Annotated in this window: 14 protein-coding genes; 10 read left to right on the forward strand and 4 right to left on the reverse strand. The window is 65.5% G+C overall.

Translation table 11 applies throughout. From position 1 onward, the window contains the following. Positions 1–7: 7 nt before the first annotated feature. The 3 genes from NLM31_RS37240 (at position 8) to NLM31_RS37250 (ending at position 3,276) form a co-directional block, all read left to right on the forward strand. Positions 8–1,246, forward strand: coding sequence for a URC4/urg3 family protein (locus NLM31_RS37240; RefSeq protein WP_254195470.1), 1,239 nt, complete (start codon positions 8–10; stop codon positions 1,244–1,246). Between the two features lie 168 nt (positions 1,247–1,414). Continuing rightward, positions 1,415–2,044, forward strand: coding sequence for a uracil phosphoribosyltransferase (gene upp / locus NLM31_RS37245; RefSeq protein ID WP_237866030.1), 630 nt, complete (start codon positions 1,415–1,417; stop codon positions 2,042–2,044). A gap of 299 nt (positions 2,045–2,343) precedes the next feature. Continuing rightward, complete coding sequence (locus tag NLM31_RS37250) at positions 2,344–3,276, forward strand: IS110 family transposase (RefSeq protein WP_254130737.1); 933 nt, start codon at positions 2,344–2,346, stop codon at positions 3,274–3,276. Positions 3,277–3,357: 81 nt separating this feature from the next. Here the strand turns inward: NLM31_RS37250 and NLM31_RS37255 are convergent, their stop codons facing one another. Next, a complete protein-coding gene (locus tag NLM31_RS37255; RefSeq protein ID WP_254195471.1) occupies positions 3,358–4,488 on the reverse strand; it encodes a M48 family metallopeptidase in 1,131 nt (376 codons plus the stop codon). A 3-nt stretch (positions 4,489–4,491) separates the two neighbouring features. Then, positions 4,492–5,655 (reverse strand): YjgN family protein, encoded by a 1,164-nt coding sequence (locus tag NLM31_RS37260; RefSeq protein ID WP_254134137.1) that lies wholly within the window; start codon positions 5,653–5,655, stop codon positions 4,492–4,494. A gap of 297 nt (positions 5,656–5,952) precedes the next feature. Here NLM31_RS37260 and NLM31_RS37265 point away from each other — a divergent pair, with 297 nt between their 5' ends. Together NLM31_RS37265 and NLM31_RS37270 are read left to right on the forward strand one after the other, a co-directional pair. Continuing rightward, the gene (locus NLM31_RS37265) at positions 5,953–7,218 is read left to right on the forward strand and encodes a cytochrome P450 (protein ID WP_254134138.1); all 1,266 of its coding nucleotides are present in this window, start codon (positions 5,953–5,955) and stop codon (positions 7,216–7,218) included. Positions 7,219–7,314: 96 nt separating this feature from the next. Further along, positions 7,315–8,589 (forward strand): cytochrome P450, encoded by a 1,275-nt coding sequence (locus tag NLM31_RS37270; RefSeq protein ID WP_254195472.1) that lies wholly within the window; start codon positions 7,315–7,317, stop codon positions 8,587–8,589. A gap of 229 nt (positions 8,590–8,818) precedes the next feature. Here the strand turns inward: NLM31_RS37270 and NLM31_RS37275 are convergent, their stop codons facing one another. Then, a complete protein-coding gene (locus NLM31_RS37275; protein ID WP_254134140.1) occupies positions 8,819–9,739 on the reverse strand; it encodes a LysR substrate-binding domain-containing protein in 921 nt (306 codons plus the stop codon). Between the two features lie 125 nt (positions 9,740–9,864). Here NLM31_RS37275 and NLM31_RS37280 point away from each other — a divergent pair, with 125 nt between their 5' ends. The 4 genes from NLM31_RS37280 to mdlC all read left to right on the forward strand — a co-directional run bounded on the left by NLM31_RS37280 (position 9,865) and on the right by mdlC (position 14,811). After that, the gene (locus NLM31_RS37280; protein ID WP_254134141.1) at positions 9,865–11,034 is read left to right on the forward strand and encodes an acyl-CoA dehydrogenase family protein; all 1,170 of its coding nucleotides are present in this window, start codon (positions 9,865–9,867) and stop codon (positions 11,032–11,034) included. Between the two features lie 9 nt (positions 11,035–11,043). Further along, positions 11,044–12,144: a CaiB/BaiF CoA-transferase family protein gene (locus NLM31_RS37285; protein WP_254195473.1), complete on the forward strand. Its 1,101-nt coding sequence runs from the start codon at positions 11,044–11,046 to the stop codon at positions 12,142–12,144. 14 nt (positions 12,145–12,158) lie between these two features. Continuing rightward, positions 12,159–13,010 carry a MaoC family dehydratase N-terminal domain-containing protein gene (locus NLM31_RS37290; RefSeq protein WP_254195474.1) on the forward strand — a complete coding sequence of 284 codons (852 nt, stop codon included), beginning with the start codon at positions 12,159–12,161 and terminating at the stop codon, positions 13,008–13,010. 178 nt (positions 13,011–13,188) lie between these two features. Beyond that, entirely contained in the window at positions 13,189–14,811 is a 1,623-nt protein-coding gene (gene mdlC / locus NLM31_RS37295) for a benzoylformate decarboxylase (RefSeq protein WP_254195475.1), read from the forward strand. Positions 14,812–15,003: 192 nt separating this feature from the next. On the opposite strand, the gene NLM31_RS37300 is transcribed toward mdlC, so the two are convergent. After that, positions 15,004–15,780, reverse strand: coding sequence for an SDR family NAD(P)-dependent oxidoreductase (locus tag NLM31_RS37300; protein WP_254195476.1), 777 nt, complete (start codon positions 15,778–15,780; stop codon positions 15,004–15,006). A 75-nt stretch (positions 15,781–15,855) separates the two neighbouring features. Between NLM31_RS37300 and NLM31_RS37305 the strand changes: the two genes are divergently transcribed. Beyond that, positions 15,856–16,317: a MarR family winged helix-turn-helix transcriptional regulator gene (locus NLM31_RS37305; RefSeq protein WP_254195477.1), complete on the forward strand. Its 462-nt coding sequence runs from the start codon at positions 15,856–15,858 to the stop codon at positions 16,315–16,317. Positions 16,318–16,496: the final 179 nt, after the last annotated feature.

Consider the following 16,496-nt stretch of genomic DNA (forward strand, 5'->3'; position numbering starts at 1 on the left):
TCAGGCGATGGCGGACGTTTCAGAACTGCAGGCACGTGCGCTCCTCACCGCAAAGGCGGTTCGCGCGCGGGCCGGCGAGATGCTCGCAATCGGACTGAGCGGCGGGCTCACGCATTTCACGGTCGATCTCGATCGGATGGACGGCGTTGCGGAGGCCGTGCTGGCTGTCACGCGCAAGGCCTATCCGACCCTCGACATTCCCTTCCATGCGCGGTGGCGGCACTTTGTGTTCGCTGGCGTCGACCGCTGGGCGCAGCTGGCCGACGCGGCATCGTGGCCCGATCGCGCGGCGCGGGCGCGCGCGGAGTTCGACCTCGCCATTGTCAGTGTGCTGCTCGATGCCGGCGCGGGTGCTGCGTGGCGATATCGCGACGCATCGACGGGGCAAGGGATCGGCCGATCCGAGGGACTTGCGATTGCGAGCCTCGACATGTTTGCCGGCGGCCTGTTTTCCCGTGACGCGCACGCTCCCTTCAGGGCCGATGCGGACGTGCTCGCAAAGCTGCCGCTCGCGGCGCTCAACTCGGCCTTCCAGGCGAGCGACGCCAATCCGTTGCTCGGTCTTGAAGGCCGCACCGATCTGCTGCGGCGCCTCGGCAAGCAGGTCGCGGCGCGCCCCGATGTCTTCGGCATGCACGACGCGCCACGGCCGGGCGGGCTGTTCGATCATATCGCCGCGCAGGCCACGAACGGCGCCATCCCCGCGCCTGCGATCCTGTCCGCGGTGCTGAACCAGCTCGGGCCGATCTGGCCGTCGCGGCTCGAGCTCGCCGGTGTCCCGCTCGGCGATTGCTGGCGCCATCCGGCGATCAAGGCCGACGATGCGACTGCCGGCCTCGTGCCGCTGCACAAGCTGTCGCAATGGCTGAGCTACTCGCTGATCGAGCCGCTTCAGCGCGCCGGGTTCGACGTCACCGACATCGACGGCCTGACCGGGCTTGCCGAATACCGCAATGGCGGCCTGTTCGTCGATCACGGGGTGCTGCGCCTGCGCGATGCCGCGGATGCCGATCGTGCGCATGCGGTGGACTCGCTGCTCGTCGTCGAGTGGCGCGCGCTCACCGTTGCGCTGCTCGATCGCGTTGCCGAACTGGTTCGCGCCAAGCTCGGCCGCACGCCGCAGTCGCTGCCGCTCGCCAGCATCCTGGAAGGCGGCACCTGGGCCGCCGGCCGGGCCATCGCCTTTGCGCGCCGTCCCGACGGTTCACCGCCGCTCAAGGTGATCAGCGACGGCACTGTTTTCTAAACCCTCGCCCCCTGCGGGAGAGGGTGGCTTCGCGACAGCGAAGCCGGGTGAGGGGTTCTCTCCGTAGGAGCAACTCTCACTGGAATTCGCGGAAAGATACCCCTCATCCGGCGCTTCGCGCCACCTTCTCCCACAAGGGGAGAAGGGAAACAGCAAGAGCATCCAATCATGGAAGGCGTCACGATCGTCGATCATCCGCTGGTGCAGCACAAGCTGACGCTGGTTCGCGACAAATCGATCTCGACAAAGTCGTTCCGCGAGCTGATCAAGGAGATCGGCATGCTGCTCTGCTACGAGGTGACGCGCGACCTGCCGCTCACCGATACCATGATCGAGACGCCGCTAGCGACCATGCACTCGGCCAAGATCGCCGGCAAGAAGCTGGTGTTCGTGCCGATGCTGCGCGCCGGCACGACCTTCGTCGACGGCATGATGGACCTGGTGCCGACCGCGCGCGTCGCCCATATCGGGCTCTACCGCGAGCCCGAGAGCTTTGCCGCGGTCGAGTACTTCTTCAAATCGCCGTCGGATCTCAGCGAGCGCCTGGCGATCGTGGTGACGCCTGTCGTCGCGACCGCCAACACGGCGGTCGCCGCGGTCGACCGGCTGAAAGAGCGCGGCGCCAAGGACATTCGCCTCGCCTGCCTGATCGCAGCGCCGGAAGGACTCGAGCGCCTGCGCGGCTTGCATCCGGACGTGCATATCTGGACCGCTGCGGTGGATGAAGGCCTCGACGAGAACGGCTTCATCCTGCCGGGCCTCGGCGACGCCGGCGACCGCGCCTACGGGACGAGATGATCCGAGCTGGGTCCTGAGCGAGCGCCTCGTCCTTCGAGACGACCGCTCCGCGGTCTCCTCAGGATGAGGCCGGGCGGCAGCCTTGCTTGTGAAAATGATGCCACGAACTCAGTCCTCATCCTTGTAAGTCAGATCGCGCCAGATCGGCTAAGATAGCCGGTGCGGTAACGGACGGGAGACCGCTTCATCCAAGGGCTATGAAGCCCGTGCCTCAGCGCGGCGCCCCGTCCGTTGTTCCATCGAACCCGAACAGTCGCGAGGGCCGCCTGGCGAGCCCGGTTGCGCAAGGATGGGTGCAGATGGACGCGATCTATGTTGGCATAGATGTATCTAAGGACCGGTTGGATGTTCATATGCGTCCGAGCGGAGAAGTGTTTGCCGTGGCGCGCGACGGCAAGGGCTTGGAAGATCTTGTTGCGCGGCTTGCGGCCTGTTCGCCGAGCCTGATTGGGCTGGAGGCGACTGGCGGCTTCGAGACGGTGGTCGCGGCAGCACTGGCCGGCGCCCAGTTGCCGCTGGCGGTCATCAATCCGGCCCAGATCCGGCACTTCGCGCAGGCGATTGGCCAGCGCGCCAAGTCCGATCCGATCGATGCCGCGGTGATCGCACGGTTCGTTGAGGCGGTGAAGCCCGCCCTGCGTCCCGTCCCGGACGAGCAAGCTCGCTTGCTGGCCGAACTGGTTGCCCGACGCCGGCAGATCATCGAGATGATCGTCGCCGAACGCCAGCGCGAGAAGCGGGTGGAGAATGTTCGCGTCCGCAAGAGCCTTGCCCGCCACATCAAGGTCCTCGAGAAGGAGCTGCCGGACATCGACAACGACATCGACACGCTGGTACGGGGCTCGCCGGCCTGGCGGGACCAAGAAGATTTGCTGATCACCTTCCCGGGGGTCGGCAATACACTCGCACGCACCTTCCTTGCCGAGGTGCCCGAACTCGGCACCCTCAACCGGCGTCAGATCGCAAGCCTTGCCGGCCTTGCTCCCTTCGTTCGCCAGTCCGGCCGATGGAAAGGCAGGAGCAAGATCGGCGGTGGACGAACTGCCTTGCGGGCGGCCCTCTACATGGCTGCCCTCTCGGCGATCCGATGCCACCCGCAGCTCAAGCTTTTCTACCGTCACCTCGTGAGCGCCGGTAAGCCGAAAATGGTCGCCCTCATCGCGGTCGCCCGCAAGCTCCTCACCATCCTCAACGCCATGCTCAGGGATCGAAAACCATGGCAACCCGCTTGACGAAGAACACAGTCGCTGAGGAGCCCGCAAAGCGGGCGTCTCGAAGGATGGCCGCGTGCGCGCCTCTCGTCGCAGCCCGCTTCAGATCTTCCCGCTGCCGCAGATGCCTTTCAGCGCCTGCCATTCCTTGTCGGTCAGCAGCGGTGGGCCGCTGGCGGGGCGGTCTTCCTTCGTCATGCGCGCGAGGCGGTCTTCGGTCAGCGGATGGCTTGCCAGGATCGTGAAGCCTGATCCGCCTTCCTTGCCGGTGATGCGGAACATCAACTCGGCCGCGGGCTTCGGCGAGCGGCCGAGCTTGTGCATGATGTCGATCGCGAAGGTGTCGGCATTGGTCTCGGCCTCGCGCGAATAGGAGGCTTCGACCAGGCTGCGCGAGGCGAAGATCACCGCGGACGAGCCGGTGACGTCGCCGAACAGCAGGCCGATCAGGAACGAGGTGCCGCCGTTGTAGATCAGGCCGCGCATGTTGTCGTGATGCTTGAGATGGCCGAGCTCGTGGGCAAGGATGCCGGCGATCTCGTCGGGACTTTCGGCCTTGTCGAGCAGGGCGTTGAGCACGAAGACCTTGCCGCCCGGCAGCGCGAACGCATTCGGCACCGAGCTCGGCAGCACGCCCGCCGTCATGGTGTCGTCGTCAAGCCCGGCCGCATCGCGCAGTCGGTTGACGAGCTTGGCGAAGGCCGCCTGGCCAGCCGGATCGCTGCAGGACTCGCGCCCGAAGATGGTCTTCACCTGGACCTCGGACGCATCGCCGATCCGCCGCTCGATCGGCTTCGGCACCAGCGGCGCCAGGCGATCCGCGGCGAGCGGCACGCCGAACAGCACGACGCAGACGATGGAGATGGTGGCTGCAAGCGACCAGCCGACGATTCGGGCAACACCGCGGCCGGTGGTCCGGTGCTCGTCAAGCCGCGGACATCGTGCGACGAGATCGGCGCCAAAAGCGGCATCGCGGATCTCGAGCCGTGCCAGCGACGGCGCGGACGTCGCAGTCAGGCGCAGGATGCCGGCCGGACTGTCCGCGCGGCGGATTTCGTCAAAAGCCCAGCGCGTGGCGGTCCGACCCGTCTCTCCGTCGCTGGGCTCGACGATCTCGAGCGCGTCAGCCAGTGTCAGCATGACCTGACGCCGGCGGCTCGAACGTCCGTCGAAGAAGATCGCTTGTTGTCCGGGCTGGGTCTCGGCGCCGGGCTCGGCGGTCACATCACTCACGATCTAGAATCCCGCGACATCGAGACCATCGGCAAAGCCTTCACCGAGCGCGCTGGCCAGCTCGCCGCTGGCGCGGACATCGGCTGCGGCTCCAATATCGTGCACGGTGACGGTCTCCAGCACCTTGGCCCAGAGATCGCGCTGGAGATAGACGCGCATGACGATGTTGATGGCCAGCGCAAGCGCGAAATAGCCGATCACCATCATCACCATCATCGGGATGCTCTTGGCAGCGTGGTCGGGCCCGAACACCTGCTCGGCCGGCAGGCCGCTCACCTTGACGACGAGCAAGGTGGCACCGCCGATGTAGAGGCCGAACAGGGTCGAGAGCAGCATCCACCAGCCGACCATCTTCCAGTAAAGGCCGTAGAACGCATTGTGCGGCAGATCCGATGACAGGCTGACGCCGCCGATGCGGATGCCGTTGAGCCACCAGCGCCATTCGCGCGCCTTGAACTCGGCATAAAGGAACGGCGCGAGCGGGAAGATGATGACCGCGATCGGCGTGAGCAGCCACAGCCACCAGCCGCGCTTGAAGAACTCCCAGCCGTTTCCTTCGAAGTCGCCCTGCAGATCGCCGAAATGCGTGTGCCGCATCTTGTAGCGCTCCAGCGACGCCTCGCGCCACGGCAGCGCCAGGCCGAGCGTCAGGAACACCAGCAGGCCCCACAGCATCGCGCGAAACGAATACGCCCAGCCGGAGCCGTCCATCCAGAAGCGCACGCCACGCCAGACCGTGCGGGTCAAACGATAACGTCGTGCGCGAAAGATCGCGAACTGGCCGAAGGCGTAGAACGAGATGAACAGCGGGGTCGAGGCAAAGCCCTGCCAGCGCTCGAACTCGATACCGATGAGAAAATAGGCGAGATAGATCGGCACCAGGATCGCGAGCGCGAACAGGAAGCCGATCAAGAGCTCCTTGCCGCGGCCGGTATATTCGGCGGCGTCGCCGTCGATCGCGGTGTTCGACCACAAATGGCGGCGGATGTCGGTGACGAGCCAGAATCGGTAGAAGCCGAAGGTGACGAGCTCCAGCATGGCACCCTTGGTGACCATCTTGCGGAACTCGGTGCGATTGCCGGTGAAGTCGACCCGGGAGGGCGGCAGCGGCGGCGGGACCGGTTCGGGGCGGCCGATCGGGGCCCATTGCATGTCATTCACAGGCATCAACCTCGGGATGCGGATCTGATCCGCTCAAACTATAGATCAGAGATTGGTCGATCCCCAAGATGGGCGGGTTCGATTTACCTCGGTTTCGAGCGTTTTCTTGCACGATTGCGCGGGCGGAGACGTGCGGGAGGTCACGTTCAAGCAAGACCATGACGGCCGCCCGACGCTCTCGCGAAGGTTGGATGTGGCAAAACTCTCCCTTGCTCCGGCGCAGACAACGGGCTGTAATTGCTATCCAAATACCGCAGCGCAGAATTCAAGAAAATCGCGCGGTTCATGCCAGGGAGAGCGGTCATGCACGGGACCATGGAGAGCGCGGCGAATCTCGACGCATTGCGCGAGCGCGCGTCGTCACTTCCGCTGGAGCAATACGATCCCGGCGATCCCGAATTGTTCAGGACCGATACGTTCTGGCCCTATTTCGACCGGCTGCGCCGTGAAGATCCCGTGCACTATTGCAAGGATTCGATGTTCGGCCCGTACTGGTCGGTGACGCGCTACAACGACATCATGGAGATCGAGACCAACCATTCGGTGTTCTCCTCCGCGTCCGCGCTCGGCGGCATCACCATCCGCGACATCGATCCCGACCTGCGCCGCGAGAGTTTCATCTCGATGGACCCGCCGCGGCATGCCGCGCAGCGCAAGACCGTGGCGCCGATGTTCACGCCGACGCATCTGGACAATCTCGCGCTCAACATCCGCAAGCGCTCGGCCGAGTGCCTGGACAACCTGCCGCGCGGCGAGGTGTTCGACTGGGTCGACCAGGTCTCGATCGAGCTCACCACGCAGATGCTCGCGGTGCTGTTCGACTTCCCCTGGGAGGACCGCCGCAAGCTGACGCGCTGGTCCGATATCGCCACCACCATCCCCGGCCCCGACGGCCTGGTCGCGACCGAGGACCAGCGGCAGGTCGAGCTGACGGAATGCGCGCAGTATTTCGCGCGGCTGTGGAAGGAGCGCATCGAGCAGCCGCCGAAGAGCGACCTTCTCTCGATGATGGCGCATGGCGCCGCGACGCGCGACATGGATGCGCGGAACTTCCTCGGCAATCTCATCCTTTTGATCGTCGGCGGCAACGACACCACCCGCAACACCATGTCGGGCTCGCTTCTCGCGCTGAGCCAGCACCCCGAGCAATACCGCAAGCTGCGCGAAAACCCCGCGCTGCTCGACAGCTTCGTGCCGGAGGTGATCCGCTGGCAGACGCCGCTCGCGCATATGCGCCGCACCGCGCTCGTCGATTTCGAGTTCCGCGGCAAGCAGATCAGGAAAGGTGACAAGGTCGTGATGTGGTACGTCTCGGGCAACCGCGACGAAGAGGCGATCGAGAAGCCCTACGACTTCATCATCGACCGCGCCCGCCCGCGCACGCATCTCTCGTTCGGCTTCGGCATCCACCGTTGCGTCGGTTTGCGACTTGCCGAACTCCAGCTCAAGATTATCTGGGAGGAGATCCTGAAGCGATTCGACCATATCGACGTGATGGGCGAGCCGAAGCGGGTGTATTCGAGCTTTGTGAAGGGTTTGGAAACGCTGCCGGTCAAGATTGCGGCGTGACCTCTGAATTATAGTGTATAACATTGGCACTTGCGACGATGCCCTCGCCCCTCTGCGCTGCGCCGCGGGGTGAACGAACACAGGGAGCGACTGCCCATGAACATTCAGACCCCGGTCAAGGCCGACAAGGCCGAACGCATGCGGCGTGCGCGCGAGGAAGCCTATGCGACGCCCCTGAAGAATTTTCATCCGGGCGCGCCGCGGCTGTTCCAGGACGACACCCTGTGGCCGTGGTTCGAGCGGTTGCGCAAGGAAGAGCCGGTGCATTACTGCACCAACGCGCCGATCGAGCCGTACTGGTCGGTGGTGAAATACAACGACATCATGCATGTCGACACCAATCACGGCCTGTTCTCCTCGGACTCGACGCTCGGCGGCATCGGGATCCGCGACGTGCCGCCCGGCTATGACTGGCCGAGCTTCATCGCAATGGACCAGCCCAAGCACTCGTCGCAGCGCAAGACGGTGTCGCCGATGTTCACGCCGACGCATCTGGACGAACTGGCAAAGCTGATCCGCCAGCGCTCGCAGACCGTGCTCGACAATCTGCCGCGCAACGAGACCTTCAATTTCGTCGAGCGCGTCTCGATCGAGCTGACCACCCAGATGCTGGCGACCCTGTTCGACTTCCCCTGGGAGGAGCGGCGCAAGCTGACGCGCTGGTCGGACGTCGCGACCGCGCTGCCCAAGAGCGGCATCGTCGAGTCCGCCGAAGAGCGCCGCCGCGAGATGGACGAGTGCTACGCCTACATGTCGAAGCTGTGGAACGAGCGCGTCAACTCGGCGCCGCGCAACGATCTCCTGTCGCTGATGGCCCATAGCGACGCCACGCGCTTCATGGATCCCGACAATCTGATGGGCAACATCATCCTGCTCATCGTCGGGGGCAACGACACCACGCGCAACACCATGACCGGTTCGGTGCTGGCCCTGAACGAAAATCCCGAGCAGTACGACAAGCTGCGCGCCAACCCTGATCTGATCGACACCATGGTGCCCGAGGTGATCCGCTGGCAGACGCCGCTGGCGCATATGCGCCGCACCGCGCTTGCCGACACCGAGATCAACGGCAAGCACATCAAGAAGGGCGACCGCGTCGTGATGTGGTACGTCTCCGGCAACCGCGACGAGGAGATGATCGAGCGTCCCGAGGAGTTCATCATCGATCGCGCCCGGCCGCGCACCCACCTCTCGTTCGGCTTCGGCATCCACCGCTGCGTCGGCATGCGGCTCGCCGAACTGCAACTGCGGATCGTCTGGGAGGAGATGCTGAAGCGGTTCGACCGCATCGAGGTGGTCGGCGAACCGAAGCGGATCTATTCGAGCTTCATCAAGGGATATGAATCGCTGCCGGTGCGGATTCCGGGCTGAGACAGCGTTCGGGCGGCGCGCTCAACTCCCTCCCCTCACCCTGAGGAGCCTGCGCAGCAGGCGTCTCGAAGGGCGAGGCCATCGGCCGGGCCTTCATCCTTCGAGACGCGCGCAAAAGCGCGCTCCTCAGGATGAGGAGCAATCACCCCAGCTATAAAATCTCGGCATGACAGCTCGCGCCAGATGCGAAGGCAAGATGGCGCCCGACTGGTCTACGACACCGGCACATCTAACTCAGCTTGATGTCCCACACGCCGTCCTTGCGGCAGGCGGCAACCTCGTCGCGCAACAGCGCGGTGACGGCCAGCGAGGCCGTCGAGGCCGGGCGGTCGATCGGAGAGGCGAAAATGAGCTCGCGTGACATCGGCTTGGAGACGGCTGCGATTTCCAGCCGGCCGTCCGCGACCTCGGCGTGGACCGACGATGGCGGCAGCAGCGCAAACCCGAGGCCCTCCTCGACCAGGCTGGTCAGCACGCGGAACGAATCCGCTTCCAGCTGGACGTTGAGCTTGATCTTGCGCTGGGCGGCCGCGTGCTCGATCAGCGCACGGAGGCCGTGCGAATGACTGGGCAGCACCAGCCGCTGCCGCAGCAGCCAGCCGATGTCGATGGTCTTCTTGCGCGCGAGACCGCAGCCGCGCGGACCGACCGCGACGATGTTGTCACGCCCCAGGCTCTGCACATTGAGATGCAGATCGGCCGAGCGGCCGTACAGGATGGCGAGATCCATCTCGCCGCGATGCAGCCATTCGACGATATGGCCGCTGTAGCTTTCGACGATGCGCAGCGAGATGCCCGGATATTTTTCGACGCAGCGCCGCGCAAACCGCGCCGACAGCACGCAGCTCACGGTCGGAACCAGGCCGAGCACGACCTGCCCGGATGGCGGCCCCTTGGCCGACTGGATGTCGTCGCGGATCTGGTCGATCTGCCGCACGATGCCGGAGGTGCGCGCCAGCAGCAGCCGTCCGGCCTCCGTCAGCACCATGCCGCGGCCGTTGCGGGTGAACAGTTCCGTGCGCAGCTCGTGCTCGAGCAACTTGATTTGCCGCGAGAGCGCCGGCTGCGCCACGCGCAACGTGTCGGACGCCTTGCTCAGGCTACCGAGCTCCGCCACGCAACTGAAGGTCCTGAGCTGCCGGAAATCCATGCTTGCCAATCCTGGAAGGCTACTCCATACGCTATAGCAAATGAGCATAGGGGGCTGGCGATGTTTTCACAACGCCAGAGGATCGGCCGGCGTTATCTTAACTGCCGTACCAGACGGGAAACGCCATGAGTGAAGAACACCACACCGAGGATCACGCCGACATCCGCGAAGCCGTCGCAAAGCTCTGCGCGCAGTTTCCCGGCGAATACTGGCGCAAGCTCGATCGCGAGATGGCCTACCCCAAGGCCTTCGTCGACGCGCTGACGCAGGCCGGTTACCTCTCGGTGCTGATCCCCGAGGAATATGGCGGCGCGGGCCTGAAGCTCTCCGCCGCGGCCGCGATCCTCGAAGAGATCCAGCGCGCAGGCTGCAATGGCGGCGGCTGCCATGCCCAGATGTACACGATGGGCACCGTGCTCCGTCACGGTAATGACGAGCAGAAGGCAAAGTACCTGCCGAAGATCGCGAGCGGCGAGTTGCGGCTGCAGGCCTTCGGCGTCACCGAGCCGACCAGCGGCACGGATACATCGTCACTGAAGACCTTCGCGCGCAAGGAAGGCAACGACAGCTACATCGTCAACGGCCAGAAGATCTGGACCAGCCGCGCCGAACATTCCGACCTGATGGTGTTGCTGGCGCGCACCACGCCGAAGGAGCAGGCCAAGAAGCGCACCGATGGTCTCTCGGTGTTCATCGTCGACATGCGCGAGGCCAAGAACAATGGCCTCGAGATCCGCCCGATCCGCACCATGATGAACCACGCCACCACCGAAGTGTTCTTTACCGACATGAAGGTGCCGGCGGAGAATCTGATCGGCGAGGAAGGTAAGGGTTTTCGCTACATCCTCTCCGGCATGAATGCCGAGCGCATCCTGATCGCGGCCGAATGCGTCGGCGACGCGAAGTGGTTCATCGCCAAGGCCACCAACTATGCCAAGGAGCGCAGCGTTTTCGGCCGGCCGATCGGCCAGAACCAGGGCATTCAATTCCCGATCGCCAAGGCTTACGCCTCGATGCGCGCGGCCGAGCTGATGGTGAAGGAGGCGACGCGCAAATACGAGGCAGGGCTCGACTGCGGCGCGGAGGCCAACATGGCCAAGATGCTCGCGGCCGATGCGTCCTGGGAGGCGGCGAACGCCTGCATCCAGACCCATGGCGGCTTCGGCTTTGCCGAGGAATACGACGTCGAGCGCAAATTCCGCGAGACGCGGCTGTATCAGGTCGCGCCGATCTCGACCAACCTGGTGCTGTCCTTTGTCGCCGAGCACGTGCTCGGCATGCCCCGCTCGTACTGAGGTCGCATCATGGGAGCGTTGGACGGGATCAGGGTGATTGCGGTCGAGCAGGCTGTGGCGGCGCCGTTCTGCTCGTCGCGTCTGGCAGACGCCGGTGCGGAAGTGATCAAGATCGAACGGCCGGAGGGCGATTTCGCGCGCGGCTATGACGCGGCGGCCAAGGGCCAGAGCAGCTATTTTGTGTGGCTCAATCGCGGCAAGCAATCGGCGGTGGTCGATCTCGCCACCAAGGAAGGCCGCGCCGAGCTCGAAAAGCTGATCGCCAGCGCCGACGTGCTGATTCAAAACCTCAAGCCGGGCTCGATGGACAAGCTCGGCTTCTCGCGCGAGCGGCTGCTCAAGGACTATCCAAAGCTGATCTCGTGCACGATCACCGGCTACGGCGACGAAGGCCCCTACGCGCACCGCAAGGCCTATGATCTCTTGATCCAGGCCGAGAGCGGCCTTGCCTCGATCACCGGCAATCCCGACGGCGCCTCGCGCGTCGGCATGTCCATCGTCGACGTCGCGACCGGCGCCACGGCGCATGCTGCAATTCTCGAGGCCCTGATCGCGCGCGGGCGCACCGGCAAGGGCTGCGACATCCGCATCTCGATGTTCGACGTGATGGCGGACTGGTGCACCGTGCCGCTGCTCAACGCGGAGGCCGGCAATCCGCCGAAGCGCATGGGCCTGCGCCATCCCTCGATCGCGCCCTATGGCGTGTTCACCTCGAAGGACGGCAAGGACATTTTGATCTCGATCCAGAGCGAGCGCGAGTGGAAGACGCTCTGCGCCGAGGTGCTGGACCAGCCCGATCTGCCCGCCGATTCCCGCGTCGCCAACATGGTGGAGCGCGTGCGCAACCGCGATTTCACCGACACGACGGTCGCGGATATCTTCGGCAAGATGACGCGCGACGAGCTGCTCAAGCGGCTGTCGGACGCCGACATTGCCTTCGCCGAGGTTAACACCATGACCGACCTCACCGACCATCCGCATCTGCGCCGGATCGAGGTGGATACGCCGAACGGCCGCGTCAGCTATCCCGCGCCGGCGCCGATCATCGTCGGCGAAACCCGCGCGTACGGCGCTGTGCCGGCGATCGGCGAAAATCCATCGAAGAAGTAACAGAGCGAGGCGTCATGACCGGAAAGCTCGACATCGACCATCTGCGGCAATGGATCGGCCGCAGCGAAGCGGCGACCGACATCGTCACCGCGCAATTGGTGAAAGGCCTGCGCGCGACGCTGTTCCAGGGGGTTGGCGAGCCCAAGACGGGCGACGCCGCGCCGTTCACGGTGCATTGGTGCCTGGCGCAGCCGGTGTTTCCGATGTCGATGCTCGGACCCGACGGCCACCCCACCCGCGGCGGCTTCCTGCCGCCGGTGCCGCTGCCGCGCCGGATGTGGGCCGGCGGCGAGATCGAGTTCCTGCAGCCCTTGCGCGTCGGCGATGAAGCGACCCGGACCTCGCGCATCGCCGATGTGCAGGTGAAATCAGGCTCGACCGGCACGCTATGCTTCGTCTCGGTCGAGCACAGCATCTCCTCAGCACGCGGCGTCGCCATCCGCGAGCGACAGGACATCGTCTATCGCGAGATGACGAGCAGCGCGCCCGCCGGCGGCAAGGCCCCGCCTCCGCCGCCGACGGCGCAGCACCGCGAAACCCATGTCTCCGATCCCGTGCTGCTGTTTCGCTATTCCGCGCTGACCTTCAACGGCCACCGTATCCATTACGACCGCGACTACGTCACCAAGGTCGAGGGCTATCCCGGCCTGATCTTCCACGGCCCGTTGCAAGCGGCGCTCATCATCGAGATGGCGGCGAAGCTGCACGGCGGAACGGCGCCCAAGAAGTTCACCTATCGCGGGCTGCAGCCGCTGTTCGAGGGCACGGAGTTCTCGATCAACGCCAACGAGACCGAGGCGGGTCTGGAGCTGTGGACCGCGAACGCGGAGGGGCAGCCGACCATGAAGGGAACGGCGGTGTGGTGACGGCGCCGCTGCAGCTCCATCGTCATTGCGAGCGCAGCGACAATGTAGAAGTTAGACCCTCACCCTGAGGAGCCGCGTAGCGGCGTCTCGAAGGGCGAGGCCACCAGTCGGGCCTTCATCCTTCGAGATGCGCGAAGACGCGCTCCTCAGGATGAGGGATGAACAGGGGACGGAAACGATGACAAAAAACGGCAAGACCGGCAGCAAGTCCGTCACCGTCAAGCAGGCGACGCTCGACCTGCTGCGCTCCTTCGGCATCAAGCGCGTCTTCGGCAATCCGGGCTCGACCGAGCTGCCGTTCCTGAGCGACTGGCCCGACGACATCGACTACGTGCTCGCGCTGCAGGAAGCCTCCGCGGTCGGCATGGCCGACGGCTATGCGCAGGCGACGCGCAATGCCGGCTTCGTCAACCTGCATTCGGCGGCGGGCGTCGGCAATGCGCTCGGCAATATCTATACCGCGCACCGCAACCAGACCCCGCTGGTGATCACCGCCGGCCAGCAGGCCCGCTCGATCCTGCCGTTGCAGGCGTTCCTCTATGCCGAGCGCGCATCCGAGTTTCCCCGGCCCTATGTGAAGTACAGCGTCGAGCCGGCGCGGCCCGAGGACGTGCCCGCCGCGATCGCGCGGGCCTATTACACCGCGATGCAGGCGCCATGCGGGCCGACCTTCGTCTCGATCCCGATCGATGACTGGACGCATGCGACCGCGCCGATCGAGGCACGCAAGGTCAGCCGCGAGCTCGGGCCTGAGCCCGAAGCAATCAAGGCGCTGGTTGCCGCGCTCGGCTCCGCAAAGCACCCTGCCCTCGTCGTCGGCCCCGGCGTCGACCGCGCCGGCGCGGTCGATCTGATGGTGCGCGTCGCCGAGAAGGCGAAGGCTGCCGTCTGGGTCAGCCCGTTCTCGGCGCGCTGCTCGTTCCCCGAGCGGCATCCGCAATTCGCGGGGTTCTTGCATGCCTCGCCGGCGCAGCTCTCCGACGCGCTGCACGAGCACGATCTCGTCGTCGTGATCGGCGCGCCCGTCTTCACCTTCCATGTCGAGGGCCATGCCGCGATTTTCGACGGCGGTGCGACCATCTTCCAGATCACCGATGATCCGGATGCCGCCGCGGTCACACCGGTCGGCACCAGCATCATCGCCACCATGAAGCCGGCGCTGAGCTTGCTGCTCGACATGCTGCCGGAGAGCAAGCGCGCCACGCCAAAAGGCCGCACGCTGCCGCCGGCGCCGCAGGCCGCCGATCCGCTGCCGGTCGAGTTCCTGCTGCACTCGCTGTCGCAGGCCATGCCGGACGGCGCATCATTGGTCGAGGAAGTGCCCTCGCACCGGCCGGCGATGCAAAAATTCCTGCCGATGCGCGGCCAGGACAGTTTTTACACCATGGCGAGCGGCGGCCTCGGCTATTCGCTGCCCGCCGCCGTCGGCATGGCGCTCGGCAAACCGAACAGCCGCACGGTCTGCCTGATCGGCGACGGCTCGGCGATGTACTCGATCCAGGCGCTGTGGACCGCAGCCCAACGCAAGCTGCCGCTGACCATCGTTGTCATCAACAATTCCGGCTACGGCGCGATGCGCTCCTTCAGCCAGGTGATGCAGGTGCGGAACGTGCCGGGCCTGGAGCTGCCGGGCATCGATTTCGTGCGGCTCGCCGAAGGCATGGGCTGCCACGCTGTGCGAGTGACGAAGGCGGCGGAGCTCGGCGAGGCGCTCGAGCGCGGGATGGCGCACGAGGGCACCAGCCTTGTGGAGGTCGTCGTGGATTCGGCGGTGCCGGTGCTGTACGGGCAGAAGCATTGAGGCTGTCGTCCCTGCGAACGCAGGGACCCATACCGCGTGATCTTTCGGTATGAGCGCAGGTGTTAGTACCAATAGGTCAAATAACCATTAGTCTTCGCCAAACTTCGCCCTGTGGTTATGGGTCCCGGCCCCGTGCGCAATTGCGCACTAGGCCGGGACGACACTGATTGTTTGGCGCGAGCGGGGCAAACACTAAGCCGCCAAGAATCCCCCGTCCGCCGCAAGCACGTGCCCGACGACATATGACGACGCGTCGGACGACAGCCACACCACGGCCTCCGCCACCTCCTCCGGCGTGCCCATCCGCCGCAGCGGCAGGCCGGCGCCAACGCTTGCGACGTCGCCGACGCCGGCGCTCAGCATCATGTCGGTGATGACACGCCCGGGCGCGATGGCGTTGATGCGGATGCCGCGCGGGGCATTTTCCATCGCCGCCGAACGCGTCAGCGAGATCGCAGCGGCCTTCGAGGCCGAGTAGAGCGAGAAGCCGGGATTGGGATTGCGCACGCCACTGACCGAGGCGTTGACCACGATGCTGCCGCCGCCATTCGCCAGCATGGCCGGCAGTTGATGGCGCAGGCACAAGAACAGCGCGCGGACATTGGTGTCGAACACGCTGTCGTAGATCTCCATGCCCTGCTGCTCCAGCGGCGCGCGGCGCTCCTGGAAACCGGCATTGTTGAAGGCGACATCGAGCCGGCCGCAACGTTCAACCGCCGTGCGCACCAGACGTTCGACGTCGTCCTCTCGCGTGATATCGGTCTGGATCGGGATGGCCTGCGCACCGAAATCGCGGCACGCGGCTGCGGCGGCCTCGATCTCGGCCTCGCGCCGGCCCGCGACGACAACCGCTTCGGCGCCCTCGGCCGCCATCCGCAGCGCGGTGGCGCGACCGATGCCGCTGCCGCCACCCGTGACGAGGCACACCTTGCCCCTCATGCGCTCGCCGGCTGGCAAAGTTCCGCTCATGGCCCACTCCAAGACGCTTGCGCGCGCCGTTGCGCGCATATAGTTGTATGGTACAACTATATGCCGGGAGTCAAGATGGCTGAACTCGCGCTGATCGACGACATCCGCGCCGCCTCGCGCCTGATGGTGCGCGAGCTCGGCTTCATGGATGCGACGGTGGCGGCCTCGGACTATCCGCCGTCGGCGGTGCACACGATCCTGGAGATCGGCATCCGCGGCCCGCTGACCTCGGGCGAGCTTGGCGATTTCCTGCGGCTGGAAAAATCCAGCGTCAGCCGCCTGGTCCGCAAGCTGATCGATTGCGGTGAGCTCAGGGAGACGCCGGACGAGCTTGATGCGCGCAGCAAGCTGCTGTCGCTGACCGCGAAGGGCCGGGGCACGCTGGAGGCGCTGCATGCGTTCGGCCGGCAGCAGGTGCGCGGCGCGCTGGCTGCGCTGACGGAGGCCGAGCAGCGCACGGTCCGCGAGGGGATGATGCTCTATGCGCGGGCGCTGCGGGAGAGTCGGGGGGAGGATGAGGCGGAGACGACGGCCTAACTACCGCTGTCGTCCCGGCGAACGCCGGGACCCATACCGCGTGATGTCTCGGTAAGCGAAGGTATCAGTACCGCAGGAAGGATCATTGCCAGTCCTCGCCAAACTCCTCCCTGAGGTTATGGGTCCCGGCGTTCGCCGGGACGACACTGATCGTTTTGGCGCAGGCATGGCTCAAGCAA

This window comes from Bradyrhizobium sp. CCGUVB4N, from assembly GCF_024199945.1.
GTDB lineage: Bacteria > Pseudomonadota > Alphaproteobacteria > Rhizobiales > Xanthobacteraceae > Bradyrhizobium.